This window comes from Variovorax sp. Soil_C_17 (assembly GCF_057657265.1).
In genome coordinates this window covers 148,036-164,712 of sequence record NZ_JBDGIT010000008.1, presented here as the reverse complement: position 1 = coordinate 164,712, position 16,677 = coordinate 148,036, and the positions used below count along the sequence as shown (strand labels likewise).

The following is a 16,677-nucleotide window of genomic DNA, read 5'->3' as shown; positions in this document are numbered from 1 at the left end:
TTTTTCCGGCGCACGCGTCGAACCCGCATCCAAGGAGACACCCCATGCATGATCCCGGCCTCAATTTCGACCTCGGCGAGACCATCGATTCGCTGCGCGACGCGGTGGCCGACTTCGCCGCCCACGAGATCGCGCCGCGCGCCGCCGAGATCGACCGCGAGAACCTCTTCCCCCACGACCTCTGGAAGAAGCTCGGCGAACTGGGCCTGCACGGCATGACGGTGAAGGAGGAATACGGCGGCACCGAGCTGGGCTACCTGGCCCACATCGTGGCCATGGAGGAGGTGTCGCGCGCCTCGGCCTCGGTGGGCCTGTCCTACGGGGCGCATTCCAATCTCTGCGTCAACCAGATCCACCGCAACGGCAGCGAGGCGCAGAAGAAGAAGTACCTGCCCAAGCTCGTGAGCGGCGAGCACGTCGGCGCGCTGGCCATGAGCGAACCCAACGCCGGCTCCGACGTCGTGAGCATGAAGCTGCGTGCCGAGAAGAAGGGCGACCGCTACGTGCTCAACGGCGGCAAGATGTGGATCACCAACGGCGGCGATGCCGACATCCTCGTCATCTACGCCAAGACCGAGCCCGAGATGGGCGCGCGCGGCATGACGGCCTTCATCGTCGAGAAGGGCTTCAAGGGCTTCTCGGCCGGCACCAAGCTCGACAAGCTGGGCATGCGCGGCTCCAACACCTACCCGCTCTTCTTCGACAACTGCGAGGTGCCCGAGGAGAACGTGCTGGGCGGCGAGGGCCAGGGCGCCAAGGTCCTGATGAGCGGCCTCGACTACGAGCGTGCGGTGCTCTCCGGCGGGCCGCTCGGCATCATGGCCGCCTGCATGGACGCAGTGCTCCCCTTCATCCACGAGCGCCGGCAGTTCGGCCAGAGCATCGGCGAGTTCCAGCTGATGCAGGGCAAGCTGGCCGACATGTATTCCACCTGGCAGGCAACGCGTGCCTACGTCTACGCGGTGGGCAAGGCCTGCGATCGCAAGGACCATGCGCGCACCTTCCGCAAGGACGCGGCCGGTGCCATTCTCTATTCGGCCGAGAAGGCGACCTGGATGGCCGGCGAGGCGATCCAGGCGCTGGGCGGCGTGGGCTACACCAAGGAGTTTCCGGTCGAGCGGCTGTGGCGCGATGCCAAGCTGTACGAGATCGGGGCGGGGACGAGCGAGATTCGGCGCATGCTGATCGGACGCGAACTGTTCGCCGAGACGGCCTAGGGTTGGACTTCATTCAGGAGACCGCACATGCCATTGACCCAAAGCCTCGACCGCGGCCCCACCGATGTTCCGCTGATCGAGCAGACCATCGGCGATTTCTTCGACGACATGGCGCAGCGCCAGGGCGATCGCGATGCGCTGGTCAGCGCGCACGAGCAGCGGCGCCTGAGCTACCTCGAGCTGCAGCGCGAGTCGAACCGCCTGGCCAGAGCGCTGCTGGCGCTGGGCCTCGGCCCGGGCGACCGCGTCGGCATCTGGTCGCACAACAACGTGGCGTGGGTGCTAATGCAGCTTGCGACCGCCAAGGTCGGCATCGTCCTGGTCAACATCAACCCGGCCTACCGCACCTCGGAGCTCGAATACGCGCTCAACAAGGTCGGCTGCAAGGCGCTCGTCACGATGCAGCGCTTCAAGACCAGCGACTACGTCGGCATGCTGCGCGAACTGGCGCCCGAGCTCGCGAGCGCGCAGCCCGGCGCGCTGCAGGCCGCACGCCTGCCGCAACTGCGCACGGTGGCCTGGATCGACAAGCCCGGCGAGGGCGAGGAGCTGCCGGGGCTGATGCGCTTCTCCACCCTGCTCGAAAAGGGCCAGCCCGACGACTCCCGCGTGCCCGCGATCGCCAAGACCCTGAAGGCCACCGACCCGGTCAACATCCAGTTCACCAGCGGCACCACCGGCTTCCCCAAGGGCGCGACGCTGACCCACCGCAACATCCTCAACAACGGCTTCTTCATCGGCGAATGCATGAAGCTCACGCCCGAAGACCGGCTCTGCATCCCGGTGCCGCTCTACCACTGCTTCGGCATGGTGCTGGGCAACCTCGCCTGCCTCACGCATGGCGCCACCATCGTCTACCCCAACGACGGCTTCGACCCGCTGACCGTGATGCAGACGGTGCAGGCCGAGCGCTGCACCGGCCTGCACGGCGTGCCCACCATGTTCATCGCCGAGCTCGACCATCCGCGCTTCGGCGAGTTCGATCTCTCGACGCTGCGCACCGGCATCATGGCCGGGTCGCCCTGTCCCACCGAGGTGATGAAGCGCGTGGTCGACCAGATGCACCTGCGCGAAATCACCATCGCCTACGGCATGACCGAGACCAGCCCGGTGAGCTGCCAGAGCTCCACCGACACGCCACTTTCCAAGCGCGTCTCCACCGTCGGCAAGGTGCAGCCGCACCTCGAGATCAAGATCATCGACCCCGAGACCGGTGCGATCGTCGCACCCGGCGTCTCGGGCGAGTTCTGCACCCGCGGCTACTCGGTGATGCATGGCTACTGGGACGACGAGGAAAAGACCCGCGAGGCCATCGACGCCGAGGGCTGGATGCACACCGGCGACCTCGCCACCATGGACGCCGAGGGCTACGTCAACATCGTCGGCCGCATCAAGGACCTGGTGATCCGCGGCGGCGAGAACATCTATCCGCGCGAGATCGAGGAATTCCTCTACCGCCATCCGAAGATCCAGGACGTGCAGGTGGTCGGCCTGCCCGACAGGAAGTACGGCGAGGAGCTGTGCGCCTGGATCATCCCCAAGCCGGGCCAGGCCCTCACGGCCGACGAAGTGCGCGAGTTCTGCAAAGGCCAGATCGCGCACTACAAGGTCCCGCGCTACATCGAATTCGTCAAGGAGTTCCCGATGACCGTGACCGGCAAGATCCAGAAGTTCAAGATCCGCGAGGCGATGAAGCAGCAGCTCGGGCTTGGTGAAGAGAAGACGGCATGAACGCAGCGCAGAACCGCTTCAAGCAAGTTCGCGTCCCCTCGGGGGGCCGCGAGGACACGTCGGTGCCGAGCGTGGGGGCTCAATGAAACTCGAAACCAAACTCAACGCCCGCTCCGCCGAGTTCCAGGCCAACGCCACCGCGATGCGTGCGTTGGTCGACGACCTGCACGCGCAATTCGCCAAGGTCGAGGCCGGCGGCGGAGAGGCCGCGCGCAGCAAGCACACCGCACGGGGCAAGCTGCTGCCGCGCGAGCGCGTGGCGCAGCTGCTGGACCCCGGCACGCCATTCCTCGAGATCGCGCCGCTCGCCGCCCATGCGATGTACCACGGCGCGGCGCCGGGCGCCGGCCTGATCGCCGGCATCGGCCGCGTCAGCGGCGTGGACTGCATGGTCGTGTGCAACGACGCCACCGTGAAGGGCGGCACCTACTACCCGATGACGGTCAAGAAGCACTTGCGCGCCCAGGAGATCGCCGAGCAGAACCGTCTGCCCTGCATCTATCTGGTGGACTCGGGTGGCGCCAACCTGCCGAACCAGGACGAGGTCTTCCCGGATCGCGATCACTTCGGCCGCATCTTCTACAACCAGGCCAACATGAGCGCCCAGGGCATCGCGCAGATCGCGGTGGTCATGGGTTCCTGCACGGCAGGCGGCGCCTACGTGCCGGCGATGAGCGACGAGTCGATCATCGTCAAGGAGCAGGGCACCATCTTCCTGGGCGGGCCGCCGCTGGTGAAGGCGGCCACCGGCGAGGTGGTGACGGCGGAGGACCTGGGTGGTGGCGACGTGCACACGCGCCTGTCGGGCGTGGCCGATCATTTGGCACAGAACGACCTGCATGCGCTGGCGCTCGCGCGCTCGGCGGTGGCGAATCTGAACCGATCCCCAACCGTTCAGGCCGAGCTTGCCGAAGCCACGGTGCGAACGGGTTGGAGCGATCCCGTCTTTCCCGCGGATGAACTCTACGGCGTGATCCCCACCGACACCCGCAAGCCCTTCGACGTGCGCGAGATCATCGCCCGCATCGTCGACGGCAGCGAGTTCCACGAGTTCAAGGCCCGCTTCGGCGCCACGCTCGTGTGCGGCTTCGCCGAGATCGAGGGCATGCCGGTGGGCATCGTGGCCAACAACGGCATCCTGTTCTCCGAGTCGGCGCAGAAGGGCGCGCACTTCATCGAGCTGTGCTGCCACCGCAAGATCCCGCTGGTGTTCCTGCAGAACATCACCGGCTTCATGGTCGGGCGCAAGTACGAGAACGAAGGCATCGCGCGCCACGGCGCCAAGATGGTGACGGCCGTGGCCACCGCCAACGTGCCCAAGTTCACCATCATCATCGGCGGCAGCTTCGGCGCGGGCAACTACGGCATGTGCGGCCGCGCCTATTCGCCGCGCTTTCTCTGGATGTGGCCCAACGCGCGCATCAGCGTGATGGGCGGCGAACAGGCCGCGAGCGTGCTGGCCACCGTCAAGCGCGACGGCATCGAGGCCAAGGGCGGGCAATGGAGCGCCGAGGAGGAAGAAGGCTTCAAGGCGCCGATCCGCCAGCAGTACGAGCAGCAGGGCCATCCCTATTACGCCACCGCGCGGCTGTGGGACGACGGCATCATCGACCCGGCCGACACGCGCCGCGTGCTGGCGCTGGGCCTGGCCGCGGCGCGCCACGCGCCCGTGCCCGAACCGCGCTTCGGCATTTTCCGCATGTGACACCGAGGAGACGAGCATGTCCTTGCCGAACTACTTCGCGAGCCTGGGGCGCTACCACGTGTGGGCCACGAACAAGCTGCTCTCGTCCAACCTGAAGAACCTGTCGGACGCCGACTGGCGCCGCGATTGCGGTCTCTTCTTCCGCTCGGTGCACGGCACGCTCAACCACCTGCTGGTGGCCGACAACCTCTGGTACGCGCGCTTCGCCGAGGGCCGCTCCCCGCGCATCCCGCTCGACACCGAGCTGCACTCCGAGCGCGCGGCCGTGTGCGAGGCGCTGGCGCAAGCGGTCACGCGCTGGAGCCCCTGGCTCGCCACGCTCGCGCCCGAGCGCTACGACGGCGAGCTCGCCTACACGCGCAACAACGGCGAGCAGGTGCGCATTCCCTTCGCGCCCGCGCTCGGCCACGTGTTCAACCATGCGACCCACCATCGCGGCCAGCTCACGGCCGCGCTCACCGGCATGGTCCATCCCGGCCCCGAGCTCGACTGGGTCTACCTCCTCCAACAGGAAGCAAAGCAATGACCTTCACCACGCTGGAGCTCGCCTTCGAAGGCGCCGTCGCGCGCATCTGGCTCAATCGGCCCGAGCTGCGCAACGCCTTCGACGAGGTCGCCATCCACGAGCTGAGCGAGGCCTTCTCGCAGGCCGGCGCCGCGACCGAGGTGCGCGTGATCGTGCTGGGCGCCAATGGCCCGGCCTTCTGCGCCGGCGCCAACCTCAACTGGATGCGTCGCGCGGCCGAGTTCACGCACGAGCAGAACCTCGCCGATGCGGGTGGGCTGGCCGAGATGCTGCGCACCATCCACGAGAGCCCGAAGCCGGTGATCGCGCGCGTGCAGGGCGACACGTATGCCGGCGGGATGGGGCTGGTCGCGGCCTGCGACGTCGCGGTGAGCGTGGACACGGCCTGCTACTGCCTGAGCGAAGTGAAGATCGGCCTGATCCCCGCGACCATCAGTCCCTACGTGCTGCGCGCCATGGGCACGCGCGCCGCGCAGCGCTACTTCCTGACCGGCGAGCGCTTCAGCGCGGCCGAGGCGCATCGCATCGGCTTCGTGCACGAGGTGGTGGCGGCCGATGCGCTCGATGCCAAGGTGGCCGAGATCGTGAAGGCCTTCACCGGCGCCAGCCCGGCGGCGGTGCGCGCCTGCAAGCAGCTGATCGCCGACGTCGAGGGCCGCGAGATCGACGATGCGCTCATCGAGAAGACCGTGCAGGGCATCGCCGACATCCGCGCCAGCGACGAAGGCCGCGAAGGCGTTCAGGCTTTCCTGCAGAAGCGCAAGCCCTCCTGGATTTCCGGCTGAGCCCTTCGGCGCCGCACCATGGACACCCTCGACCTGCCCCAGTTGCTCGCCCTGTCCGCTGCCATCGGCTGGGCCAGCGGCGTGCGCCTGTACCTGGTCGTGCTGCTGACCGGCCTGGCCGGCTACCTGGGCTGGGTGCCGCTGCCAGGCGGGCTGCAATTGCTGGCGCATCCGGTGGTGATCGCGGCCAGCGGCTTCATGGTCTTCATCGAGTTCTTCGCCGACAAGATCCCCGGCCTGGACTCGCTCTGGGACATGGTGCACACGGTGATCCGCATTCCCGCGGGCGCCGCGCTGGCGGCCAGCGTGTTCGGTGCCGACCATGCGGTGATGGCGATCGTCGCCGCGCTGCTGGGCGGCAGCTTCGCGGCCACGGCGCATGCGGCCAAGGCCACCACGCGAGCCGCCATCAACACCTCGCCCGAGCCTTTCAGCAACGTGGGCGCTTCGCTGCTCGAAGACGGCCTGGTGCCTGCCGGCCTGTGGCTCGCGGTGGCGCATCCGCTCGTGTTCCTGCTGGTGTTCGTCGTGCTGCTGGTGGTCTCGGTCTGGTTGATCCGCAAGAGCTGGCGCTTCCTGCGCGCGCTCTTCGGCCGGCTGGCGCGCATCTTCAGCGGCCGCCCCGATCCCGGCGTGACGCCGGCCTTTCGCCTGAACAGGCGCGAGGACGGGCAGTCTTGATTTTTTTTTAACAGCACGGGCGGCAAGAAGCCGGACCGTTGCGCGACGTTGAGGCAAAGATGATTCGTACGGCAGCGAACGTCGCGCAAGCGGCACGCATCTCGCAGGCAAGCGCTCGATTGCGGCGCTGCGCCGGCATGCCTACGATGCGCGGCCCAAGCCTTATCCAAAGAGGAACAACCGCGTGCTGAGTCCTGCTTCTCCGTCCCCGTCCGCCGCATCGCGCAACGCCGAATGGCAGCAGCGCAGCCGGCGCCATGTGTGGCACCCGTGCACCCAGAGCATCCGCCTCGAAGCCGTGCCGCCGCTGCCGATCGCGCGCGGCGAAGGCGTCTGGCTGATCGACCATGACGGCCGCCGCTACCTGGACGCCACCAGCTCCTGGTGGGTCAACCTGTTCGGCCATGCGCATCCGGCCATCAATGCCGCGCTCAAGGAGCAGCTCGACACGCTGCCGCACGTGATGCTGGCGGGCTGCACGCATGCCCCGGCGGTCGAACTGGCCGAGCGCCTGTCCGCGCTGACCGGCGGCGCGCTGGGCCACTGCTTCTATGCCTCCGACGGCGCCTCGGCGGTGGAGATCGCGCTGAAGATGAGCTTCCATGCCTGGCGCAATGCGGGCCGCGGCGACAAGCGGCGCTTCGTGGCACTGCGCCAGGGCTACCACGGCGAGACCCTGGGCGCGCTGCATGTCACCGACGTCGCCGTCTTCCGCGATGCCTATGGGCCGCTCCTGGGCGATGCGCACCGGGTGCCTTCGCCGGACGCGCGCGGCGCGCAGCCGGGCGAAGACGCCGCCGCCGTCGCGCGGCGCGCGGCCGATGCCCTCGGCGCGCTCCTTGCCGAGCAGCACGACAGCATCGCCGCCGTGATCGTCGAGCCGCTGGTGCAGTGCGCCGCCGGCATGGCGATGCACGACCCCGAGTACCTGCGCCTCGTGCGCGCCCTGTGCGACCGGCACGGCGTGCACCTGATCGCCGACGAGATCGCCGTCGGCTGCGGACGCACCGGCAGCTTCTTCGCATGCGAGCAGGCGGGCATCTGGCCCGACTTCCTGTGCCTGTCCAAGGGCATCAGCGGCGGCTACCTGCCGCTGGCGCTGGTGATGACGCGCGAGGCCATCTACCAGGGCTTCGTGGACGACGACGTGGCACGCAGCTTCCTGCATTCGCATTCCTACACCGGCAATGCGCTGGCCTGTCGTGCGGCGCTGGCCACGCTCGACCTGTTCGCGCAGGCAGACGTGCTGAACCTCAACCGCGCGCGGGCCGCGCGCATCCTGCAGCGCCTGCAGCAAGGCCTGGGCGCGCGCCCGGTCGCGCACCTGCGCCAGCGCGGCATGATCACGGCCTTCGACGTGCGCGAGCCCGGCGAGCGTTTCGCCGAGCGCTTCCATCTGGCCGCGCGCGACCAGGGCCTGCTGATGCGCCCGATCGGCGGCACCGTCTACCTGATGCCGCCCTACGCGATCGCCGACCACGAGATCGATCGCCTCGTCGAGGGCACGCTCGCCACCGTGGACGCGGTCGCCGCGCCGCACGCCGACCGGGAGGCCCGCGATGTCGCGCTTGCTTGACCGCCTCCAGCACGAGATCGCGGCGCTGGACGCGCAGACCCTGCGCCGCCGCCGGCTGATCGCCGAGACGCCCTGCGCCCCCGAGCAACTGCTCACGCTGGCCGGCGCTGCCGCGCCGCGCAGCATGCTGACCTTCAGCAGCAACGACTACCTCGGCCTGGCCGCGCATCCGGCTCTGTCGGCCGCGCTGGCCGAAGGCGCCTCGCGCTATGGCGCGGGCAGCGGCGGCTCGCACCTGATCCTCGGCCACTCGCGCGCGCATGCGCAGCTGGAGGAGCGCCTGGCCGCCTGGATGGCGCCGCACATCCCCGAAGCGCAGAGCCTGTTCTTCTGCACCGGCTACATGGCCAACCTCGCGGTGCTCTCTGCGGTCGGCGGCGCCGAGGCGGTGATCTTCTCGGAGACGCTCAACCATGCCTCCCTGATCGACGGTGCGCGCCTGGCCAAGGCGCGCGTCGAGCGCTATCCGCACTGCGACCTGCAGGCCCTCGACGCGCAGCTCGCGGCCTGCGATGCGCCGGTCAAGCTGGTTGTCAGCGATGCCGTGTTCAGCATGGACGGCGACCTGGCACCGGTGGCCGGGCTGCTGGCCCTGGCCGAGCGCCATGATGCCTGGCTGGTGCTGGACGATGCGCACGGCTTCGGCGTGCTGGGCGCGCGAGGCCATGGCGTGCTGGAAGAGGCGGGCCTGCGCTCCGAGCGGCTCGTCCTCGTCGGCACGCTCGGCAAGGCGGCCGGCGTGTCGGGCGCCTTCGTGGCTGCGCATCGCACCGTGATCGACTATCTGGTGCAGCGTGCGCGGCCCTACATCTTCACCACCGCCGCGCCGCCGGCCATCGCCCATGCGCTGCTCGCCAGCCTGGACCTGATCGAAGGCGAGGAGGGTGCACGGCGCCGCGACCAGCTGCGCGCGCGCATCGCGCAACTGCGCACGGGACTGCAGCGCGTGCTGCCCGGCGACGGCAGCGCCTGGCTGGCGGATTCGCCGACCGCGATCCAGCCGCTGATCGTGGGCGACAACGCGCGCGCGATGCGGCTGTCGGCCCAGCTCGACGCCCTTGGGCTGAGGGTCGGCGCGATCCGGCCGCCCACCGTGCCGGCCGGCACCGCGCGCCTGCGCATCGCGCTGTCGGCCAGCCACGGGGAAGGCGATGTCGCGCGGCTGGTCGATGCGCTGGGGCAGGTGCTGGCGCAGCCGTGGAAGGAGGCCGCATGAGGCATCCGGTGACAGGCGTGAAGGATGCAGCGCCGGTCTTGCCCTCCGGCCTGACACCCAGCGCAGAGGCTCTCCAGTGAAGGCGCACTTCTTCGTCACCGGCACCGACACCGGCGTGGGCAAGACGCTGGTCAGCAGCGCCATGCTCACTTCGTTGGCTGCATCGGGCCTGCGCGCGGTCGGCATGAAGCCGGTAGCCGCGGGCCTGGACCTCATCGACGGCACCTGGCGCAACGACGATGTCGAGCAGCTGCAGGCCGCCGGCAATGTCGAAGCCCCGCTCGCGCTGCGCTGCCCCTACCTGTTGCACGCCCCGATGGCACCGCACCTGGCGGCCCGAAAAGAAGGCGTGCGCATCGCCCCGCATCCCCTGCTCTCGGCTTACGAGCAGCTCGCACGGCAGGCCGATGCGGTGATCGTCGAAGGCGTGGGCGGCTTCCGCGTGCCGCTGGCCGAGGACTTCGACAGCGCCGATCTCGCCGTGGCCCTGGGGCTGCCCGTGGTGCTCGTGGTGGGGCTGCGGCTCGGCTGCCTCAACCATGCGCTGCTCACGGCCGAGGCGATACGCGCGCGCGGGCTCGTGCTCGCGGGCTGGGTCGGCAGCGCCATCGATCCGCGCATGCTGGCCTTCGACGACAACTTGCAGACCCTGCGCGCGCGCCTGAATGCGCCGTTGCTCGGCGTGGTGCCGCACCTGGCCTCGCCCGATGCGGCCCTCGCTGCGCGCCATCTCGACCTGCGCGCGTTGCGCAGCACCGCGGCGCTGGCCGCGTGAACCGGACACAGGAACTCTTCTTTCTCATGGAACACAGCATCAGCTTCATCGACCGCAAGGCCGCCGCCCCGCAGCAGCACGCCATTTCCGCCGGCGCCGAATGGCGCGTCGACAGCGTGGCGGCCCTCTTCGAGCTGCCCTTCAACGACCTGCTGTTCCGCGCGCAGCAGGTGCATCGCGCGAACTTCGACGCCAACACCGTGCAGCTCTCCACCCTGCTGTCGATCAAGACCGGCGGCTGCGAGGAGGACTGCGGCTACTGCCCGCAGAGCGCCCACCACGACACCGGACTGAAGGCCGGCAAGCTGATGGCGCTCGACGACGTGCTGGCCGCCGCCCAGGCCGCGAAGGACCACGGCGCCACCCGCTTCTGCATGGGTGCAGCGTGGCGCAGCCCGAAGGAGCGGCACCTCGAGCCCGTCATCGAGATGGTGCGCGGCGTCAAGGCGCTCGGCCTGGAGACCTGCGTGACGCTCGGCATGCTCGAGGCCGAGCAGGCGCAGCGCCTGGCGGACGCCGGCCTGGACTACTACAACCACAACCTCGACAGCGCCCCCGAGTTCTACGACAAGATCATCACGACCCGGACCTACCAGGACCGCCTCGACACCCTCGGCCACGTGCGCGACGCCGGCCTGCATGTGTGCTGCGGCGGCATCGTCGGCATGGGCGAATCGCGGCTGGAGCGTGCCGGCCTGATCGCGCAGCTGGCCAACCTCGACCCGTACCCCGAGTCGGTGCCCATCAACAACCTGGTGCAGGTCGAGGGCACGCCGCTGGCCGGCACCGAGCCGCTCGATCCCTTCGAATTCGTGCGCACCATCGCCGTCGCCCGCATCACCATGCCCAAGAGCATGGTGCGCCTGTCGGCCGGGCGCGAGCAGATGGACGAGGCGCTGCAGTCGCTGTGCTTCCTCGCCGGCGCCAATTCGATCTTCTACGGCGATCGCCTGCTGACCACCGCCAACCCGCAAGCCGCGAAGGACCGCGCGCTGCTGGAGCGGCTGGGCATGCGAAGCGACGCCTGAACTTCACCCCAAAAAGGAAAGCCGAGCCCATGTTCAACAAGATCCTGATCGCCAACCGCGGCGAGATTGCTTGCCGCGTCGCTGCCACCGCGCGTCGCATGGCCATCCGCACGGTCGCCGTCTACTCCGACGCCGACGCGCATGCCAACCATGTGCGCGCGTGCGACGAGTCGGTGTACCTGGGCGGGAGCGCGCCGAAGGACAGCTACCTGCGCTGGGAGAAGATCCTGGAGGCTGCCAAGGCCACCGGCGCGCAGGCGGTGCATCCGGGCTACGGTTTCCTGAGCGAGAACGAGGACTTCGCCCGCGCCTGCGCCGAGGCCGGCCTGGTCTTCATCGGTCCGCCGCCCTCGGCCATCCAGGCCATGGGCCTGAAGGCCGAGTCCAAGCAGCTGATGGAAAAGGCCGGCGTGCCGCTGGTGCCCGGCTACCACGGCAAGGACCAAGACCCGGCGCTGCTGGCGCGCGAGGCCGAGCGCATCGGCTATCCGGTGCTGATCAAGGCCAGCGCCGGCGGCGGCGGCAAGGGCATGCGGGTGGTCGAGAGGCACGCCGACTTCGCCGCCGCGCTCGCCTCCTGCCAGCGCGAGGCCATCAACAGCTTCGGCGACGACGCGGTGCTGGTCGAGAAGTACGTTCAGCGGCCGCGCCACATCGAGATCCAGGTCTTCGGCGACACCCAGGGCAACTACGTCTACCTGTTCGAGCGCGACTGCTCGGTGCAGCGGCGCCACCAGAAGGTGCTGGAGGAGGCGCCGGCGCCGGGCATGACGCAGGCCATGCGCCGCGAGATGGGCGAGGCCGCGGTGGCTGCGGCGCGTGCGGTGAAGTACGTGGGCGCGGGCACGGTGGAATTCATCGTCGAGCAGCGCGACGATGGTCCGAGCGCCGCGCCGGGCCGCCCCAAGCAAGCGAGCGCCTCCTCGGGGGGCGGCGAGGACACGTCAGTGCCGAGCGCGGGGGCCAACATGTCCTTTTTTTTCATGGAGATGAATACGCGGCTGCAGGTGGAGCATCCGGTGACCGAGGCAATCACGGGGCTGGACCTGGTCGAGTGGCAATTGCGCGTGGCGTCCGGCGAGCCGCTGCCCCTGAAGCAGGAGCAGCTGCAGATCAACGGCCATGCCATCGAGGCGCGTATCTGCGCCGAAAACCCCGACAACAATTTCCTGCCCGCCACCGGCACGCTGCGCGTCTACCGCAAGCCCAATGCCACGGCCTTTCAGCGCAGCCGCGTGCGCATCGACGACGGCGTGCGCGAGGGCGATCCGATCTCGCCCTTCTACGACTCGATGATCGCCAAGCTGATCGTGCACGGCACGACGCGCGAAGAGGCGCTGGCGCGGCTCGACCAGGCGCTGGCGCAGACGCACATCGTGGGCGTTGCGACCAACGTGCAGTTCCTGCGGGGCATCCTGCGCACCGACTCGTTCGCCCATGCCAAGCTGGACACCGCGCTGATCGAGCGTGAGCGCGCGGTGCTCTTCGACCGGGAGCCGCTGGGCCTGCCGCTGGCGGTTGCGGCTTCCATCGTGCGGACGCTGATTGCCGAGCGGTCTTCGGCCCTGCCCTCGGAGCCCTACGCGCGGCGCGACGGCTGGCGCGGCTTCGGCGAGTACCAGCGCCGCTTCGACTTCGAGTTCCGCGGCGAGGCGCAGCAGGCGCTCCTGACCTACCGGCGCGACGGCAGCCTCTGGCTGCAGGCCGGCGGCGTCGAAGGCCCGCTCGCGACCGGCGAGTTCCCCACGGGCGAGATCGAGCTGCAGTTCAACGGCCTGCGGCGCACCCTGAACGTCTATGAGGAGGGCGCGACGACCCATGTCTTCGCGCCCGAGGGTGCGACCCGCATCGTGGCGCTGGACCGCATGGCCCATGCCGGCGACACGCACGCCGACGCGGGCCGCCTCACCGCGCCCATGCCGGGCAAGGTGGTGTCCTTCGCCGTCAAGGCCGGCGACAAGGTCAGCCGCGGCCAGGCGCTGGCGGTGATGGAGGCGATGAAAATGGAACACACCATCGCGGCGCCGGCGGACGGAACGGTGGAAGAACTGCTGTACCTGCCCGGCGACCAGGTGGCCGAGGGCGCAGAGCTGCTGCGCATTGCGGCTTAAGCTTGCGGGCATGCGAATCACCGTCTGCCTCACCGACAACCGCCCCGACGCCTGGATCGAGGGCCTGCGCGCTGCGCTGCCCGGCGCCGACGTGCAGAACTGGACGCCGGGCGCGCCGCAGGCCGACCATGCCGTGGTCTGGTCGCCGCCGCAGTCCTTCATCGACCAGCAGCCCGGGCTGCGCGGCATCTTCAACATCGGCGCGGGCGTGGATGCGCTGCTCAAGCTCAGGCTGCCGCCCCAGGCCCTGGTCGTGCGCCTCGACGATGCCGGCATGTCGGTGCAGATGGCCGAGTACGTGTGCCATGCGCTGATCCGGCATTTCCGCGAGTTCGATCTCTACGAGGCCGACGCGCGCGAAGGCCGCTGGGGCTTTCGCAAGCCGCGCGAGCGGGAGGACTTCCCCGTCGGCGTGATGGGCCTGGGCGTGCTGGGCCAGCGCGTGGCCAAGGCCATCGCGCAGTTCGAGTTCCCGATCAACGGCTGGAGCCGCTCGCCCAAGGCGATCGAGGGCCTGCGATGCTTCGCGGGCGAGGGCGAGTTCGACGCCTTCCTCGGCGCCACCCGCGTGCTGGTCAACCTCCTGCCGCTGACCGAGTCCACGCGGGGCATCCTCAACCGCGAGACGCTGACCCGCCTGAACGGCGGCAAGCCCGGCGGCTACCTCGTCAACGTTGCGCGCGGCGCGCACCTGGTCGAGGCCGACCTGATCCCGCTGCTCGACGGCGGCCAGCTCGACGGCGCCACCCTCGACGTCTTCGAGGTCGAGCCCCTGCCCGCCGGGCATCCCTTCTGGCGCCATCCGAAGATCACGGTGACGCCGCACGGCTCGGCGCGCACGGTGCGCGGTGCCTCCGTCGCGCAGATCGCCCGCAAGATCCTGGCGATCGAGCGCGGCGAGCCCGTCGCCGGCGTGGTCGATCCGAAGCGCGGATACTGAAGCCTGCACCTCACGAGAACCCAAGCCATGAAACTCCCACCCCGCGTCAAGCTCGTCGACGTCGGCCCGCGCGACGGCCTGCAGAACGAAAAGCAGGCGGTGCCTGCCGAGGTCAAGATCGGCCTGGTCCATCGCCTGCAGGAGGCCGGCCTGAAGGAGATCGAGGTCACCAGCTTCGTCAGCCCCAAGTGGGTGCCGCAGATGGCCGACAACGCCGAGGTGATGCATGGCCTGCGGCGCAAGCCCGGCGTGCGCTACTCGGTGCTCACGCCCAACATGAAGGGCTTCGAGGCCGCGATTGCCGCACCGCGCGAAGAGTGGCCCGACGAGATCGTGGTCTTCGGCGCGGCCAGCGAGGCCTTCAGCCAGAAGAACATCAACTGCTCGATCGCCGAGAGCATCGAGCGCTTCCGGCCGGTGGCCGAGGCGGCGCGCGACAAGGGCATTCACGTGCGCGGCGCGATGTCCTGCACGGTGGGCTGCCCCTACGAGGGCGAGATCGCGCCCGAGCGCGTCGGCATGCTGGCGAAGCTGATGAAGGACATCGGCGTGCAGCACGTCGGCGTGGCCGACACCATCGGCGTCGGCACGCCGCTGAAGGTGCGGCGCGCGCTGGAGGCGACGCTCGCGCACTACGGCGTCGACGACATCTCCGGCCATTACCACGACACCTACGGCCAGGCGCTCTCCAACACGCTCGCGAGCCTGGAGCTGGGGGTGTGGCAGTTCGACACCTCGGTCGGCGGCCTTGGCGGCTGCCCCTTCGCCAAGGGCGCGACCGGCAACGTCGCGACCGAGGACGTGGTCTACATGCTGCAGGGCATGGGCATCGAGACCGGCATCGATCTCGACAAGCTCATCGACGCCGGCGTCTACATCAACCAGGCGCTGGGCCGCGAGCCGAACTCGCGCGTGTCCAAGGCCATTCGCACGAAGAGAAACAGCTGATGTGCGGCGCCGAGGTCAACGCGTTCCCCGAAGGCGTGCAGCGCGTCGCGCGCCTGCTCCAGCACCGGGGCCATGCCCATGCCCCGCGCATGCTCGACGACGCCTGCCGCACAGCGCAGCAGGCGGCCGATGCGCTGGGCATCTCGGTGGCGCAGATCGCCAAGAGCATCGTGTTCCGCCGCAAGAGCGACGAGGCGGCGGTGCTGGTCGTGACTTCCGGCGACAAGCGGGTGGACGAGAAAAAAGTCGAAGCGCTGGTCGGCGGCAAGCTGGGCCGCGCCGATGCCGACTTCGTCAAGCGCACGACCGGCTTCTCGATCGGCGGCGTCTCGCCTTTCGCGCATGCCACGGCGCCGGTGATGCTGATCGACCGCGAGCTGTTCCGCTTCGACGAAGTCTGGGCGGCGGCCGGCCATCCGCATGCGGTGGTGCAACTGCGCCCGCAGGAGCTCGAGGCGCTGACCGGCGCGCCGGTTGCGGACGTGGTGTGAGCGGGGATGCACTCCATCCGCTGGCCGATCGCGCCGTCGCCGCGCGCAGCGCGGCACGCGACGTGCCGTCGCCCTGCATTTCCATCTGCCGCATGGACCCCGCCAGCGGCTTCTGCGAAGGCTGCCTGCGCACCCTCGAGGAGATCGCCGCATGGAGCGGCATGGACGATGCGACCAAGCGCCGTGTCTGGCGCGCCATCGAGCTGCGCGCGGATGCGGGCTTCTTGAACCACGCGGGAGAAGAACGGCCATGAAGCACATCACCTTCCACCTCGACTTCATCTCGCCTTACGCCTACCTGGCTTTCGAGCAGCTGCCGCAGACGCTCGAAGGGCTGAGCTACAGCGTGGCCTACCGGCCGGTCTTGCTGGGCGCGCTGCTGAAGCACCACGGCCAGCTCGGACCGGCCGAGATCCCGGCGAAGCGGGCCTGGACCTACCGCCACGCGCTGTGGCTCGGCCAGGCGCACGGCATCCCGATGGAACTGCCGGCTTCCCATCCCTACAACCCGTTGCCGCACCTGCGGCTCGCGCTCGCCACCACCACAGACGGCGACATCAACCGCCACGCCGCCGAGACGATCTTTCGCGATGTCTGGCAGGGCGGCGGCGAGGCCGGCGATGCCGCCCGCCTGAGCGCGCTCGCGGCGCGGCTGCGGCTGCAGCGCGATGTCGGCAGCGAAGAAGTCAAGGCCCGTCTCAAGGCCAACACCGACGAGGCCATCGCGCGCGGCGTGTTCGGCGTGCCCACCTGCGAGGTCGACGGCCGCCAGTTCTGGGGCTTCGACGGCCTGGCCATGCTGCGCGACTATCTGCGCGGCAACGCCTGGTTCGACGGCCCGGACTGGGAGGGCGCACCCCAGCGCCCCGCGCAGTTGCGCAGCAGCAATCGCTGATTTCTTACAGCTTGAAACGTACGCTGCGGGTTTCACCTTAAATCGTCAGCGT

At 69.4% G+C, this 16,677-nt stretch carries 16 protein-coding genes; all 16 read left to right on the top strand.

What is annotated here, in order from left to right; translation table 11 throughout:
* Positions 1-44 precede the first annotated feature (44 nt).
* The 16 genes from AC3A6Y_RS28275 to AC3A6Y_RS28200 all read left to right on the top strand — a co-directional run bounded on the left by AC3A6Y_RS28275 (position 45) and on the right by AC3A6Y_RS28200 (position 16,625).
* Positions 45-1,217 (top strand): isovaleryl-CoA dehydrogenase, encoded by a 1,173-nt coding sequence (locus tag AC3A6Y_RS28275; protein ID WP_487871551.1) that lies wholly within the window; start codon positions 45-47, stop codon positions 1,215-1,217.
* 27 nt (positions 1,218-1,244) lie between these two features.
* Positions 1,245-2,948 (top strand): AMP-binding protein, encoded by a 1,704-nt coding sequence (locus AC3A6Y_RS28270; RefSeq protein WP_487871550.1) that lies wholly within the window; start codon positions 1,245-1,247, stop codon positions 2,946-2,948.
* Positions 2,949-3,030: 82 nt separating this feature from the next.
* The gene (locus AC3A6Y_RS28265; RefSeq protein WP_487871549.1) at positions 3,031-4,653 is read left to right on the top strand and encodes a carboxyl transferase domain-containing protein; all 1,623 of its coding nucleotides are present in this window, start codon (positions 3,031-3,033) and stop codon (positions 4,651-4,653) included.
* Between the two features lie 16 nt (positions 4,654-4,669).
* On the top strand, positions 4,670-5,179 hold the full coding sequence (locus AC3A6Y_RS28260; protein ID WP_487871548.1) for a DinB family protein: 510 nt from the start codon (positions 4,670-4,672) through the stop codon (positions 5,177-5,179).
* A complete protein-coding gene (locus AC3A6Y_RS28255) occupies positions 5,176-5,964 on the top strand; it encodes an enoyl-CoA hydratase/isomerase family protein (RefSeq protein ID WP_487871547.1) in 789 nt (262 codons plus the stop codon). Before AC3A6Y_RS28260 ends, AC3A6Y_RS28255 begins: the two co-directional genes overlap by 4 nt.
* A gap of 18 nt (positions 5,965-5,982) precedes the next feature.
* Positions 5,983-6,645, top strand: coding sequence for a DUF4126 domain-containing protein (locus AC3A6Y_RS28250; protein WP_487871546.1), 663 nt, complete (start codon positions 5,983-5,985; stop codon positions 6,643-6,645).
* Positions 6,646-6,829: 184 nt separating this feature from the next.
* Entirely contained in the window at positions 6,830-8,221 is a 1,392-nt protein-coding gene (gene bioA / locus AC3A6Y_RS28245; protein ID WP_487871545.1) for an adenosylmethionine--8-amino-7-oxononanoate transaminase, read from the top strand.
* Positions 8,205-9,437 (top strand): 8-amino-7-oxononanoate synthase, encoded by a 1,233-nt coding sequence (gene bioF, locus AC3A6Y_RS28240; RefSeq protein WP_487871544.1) that lies wholly within the window; start codon positions 8,205-8,207, stop codon positions 9,435-9,437. Before bioA ends, bioF begins: the two co-directional genes overlap by 17 nt.
* A gap of 76 nt (positions 9,438-9,513) precedes the next feature.
* On the top strand, positions 9,514-10,212 hold the full coding sequence (gene bioD / locus AC3A6Y_RS28235; protein ID WP_487871543.1) for a dethiobiotin synthase: 699 nt from the start codon (positions 9,514-9,516) through the stop codon (positions 10,210-10,212).
* A 26-nt stretch (positions 10,213-10,238) separates the two neighbouring features.
* Positions 10,239-11,240, top strand: coding sequence for a biotin synthase BioB (gene bioB / locus AC3A6Y_RS28230; RefSeq protein WP_487871542.1), 1,002 nt, complete (start codon positions 10,239-10,241; stop codon positions 11,238-11,240).
* Positions 11,241-11,269: 29 nt separating this feature from the next.
* Positions 11,270-13,351 (top strand): acetyl/propionyl/methylcrotonyl-CoA carboxylase subunit alpha, encoded by a 2,082-nt coding sequence (locus tag AC3A6Y_RS28225; RefSeq protein WP_487871541.1) that lies wholly within the window; start codon positions 11,270-11,272, stop codon positions 13,349-13,351.
* A gap of 10 nt (positions 13,352-13,361) precedes the next feature.
* On the top strand, positions 13,362-14,291 hold the full coding sequence (locus tag AC3A6Y_RS28220; RefSeq protein WP_487871540.1) for a 2-hydroxyacid dehydrogenase: 930 nt from the start codon (positions 13,362-13,364) through the stop codon (positions 14,289-14,291).
* A gap of 27 nt (positions 14,292-14,318) precedes the next feature.
* Positions 14,319-15,239 (top strand): hydroxymethylglutaryl-CoA lyase, encoded by a 921-nt coding sequence (locus AC3A6Y_RS28215; protein WP_487871539.1) that lies wholly within the window; start codon positions 14,319-14,321, stop codon positions 15,237-15,239.
* Positions 15,239-15,730: a YbaK/EbsC family protein gene (locus AC3A6Y_RS28210; RefSeq protein WP_487871538.1), complete on the top strand. Its 492-nt coding sequence runs from the start codon at positions 15,239-15,241 to the stop codon at positions 15,728-15,730. The genes AC3A6Y_RS28215 and AC3A6Y_RS28210 overlap by 1 nt, the downstream gene beginning before the upstream one ends.
* On the top strand, positions 15,727-15,984 hold the full coding sequence (locus AC3A6Y_RS28205; RefSeq protein WP_487871537.1) for a DUF1289 domain-containing protein: 258 nt from the start codon (positions 15,727-15,729) through the stop codon (positions 15,982-15,984). Before AC3A6Y_RS28210 ends, AC3A6Y_RS28205 begins: the two co-directional genes overlap by 4 nt.
* Entirely contained in the window at positions 15,981-16,625 is a 645-nt protein-coding gene (locus AC3A6Y_RS28200; RefSeq protein WP_487871536.1) for a 2-hydroxychromene-2-carboxylate isomerase, read from the top strand. The genes AC3A6Y_RS28205 and AC3A6Y_RS28200 overlap by 4 nt, the downstream gene beginning before the upstream one ends.
* Positions 16,626-16,677 lie beyond the last annotated feature (52 nt).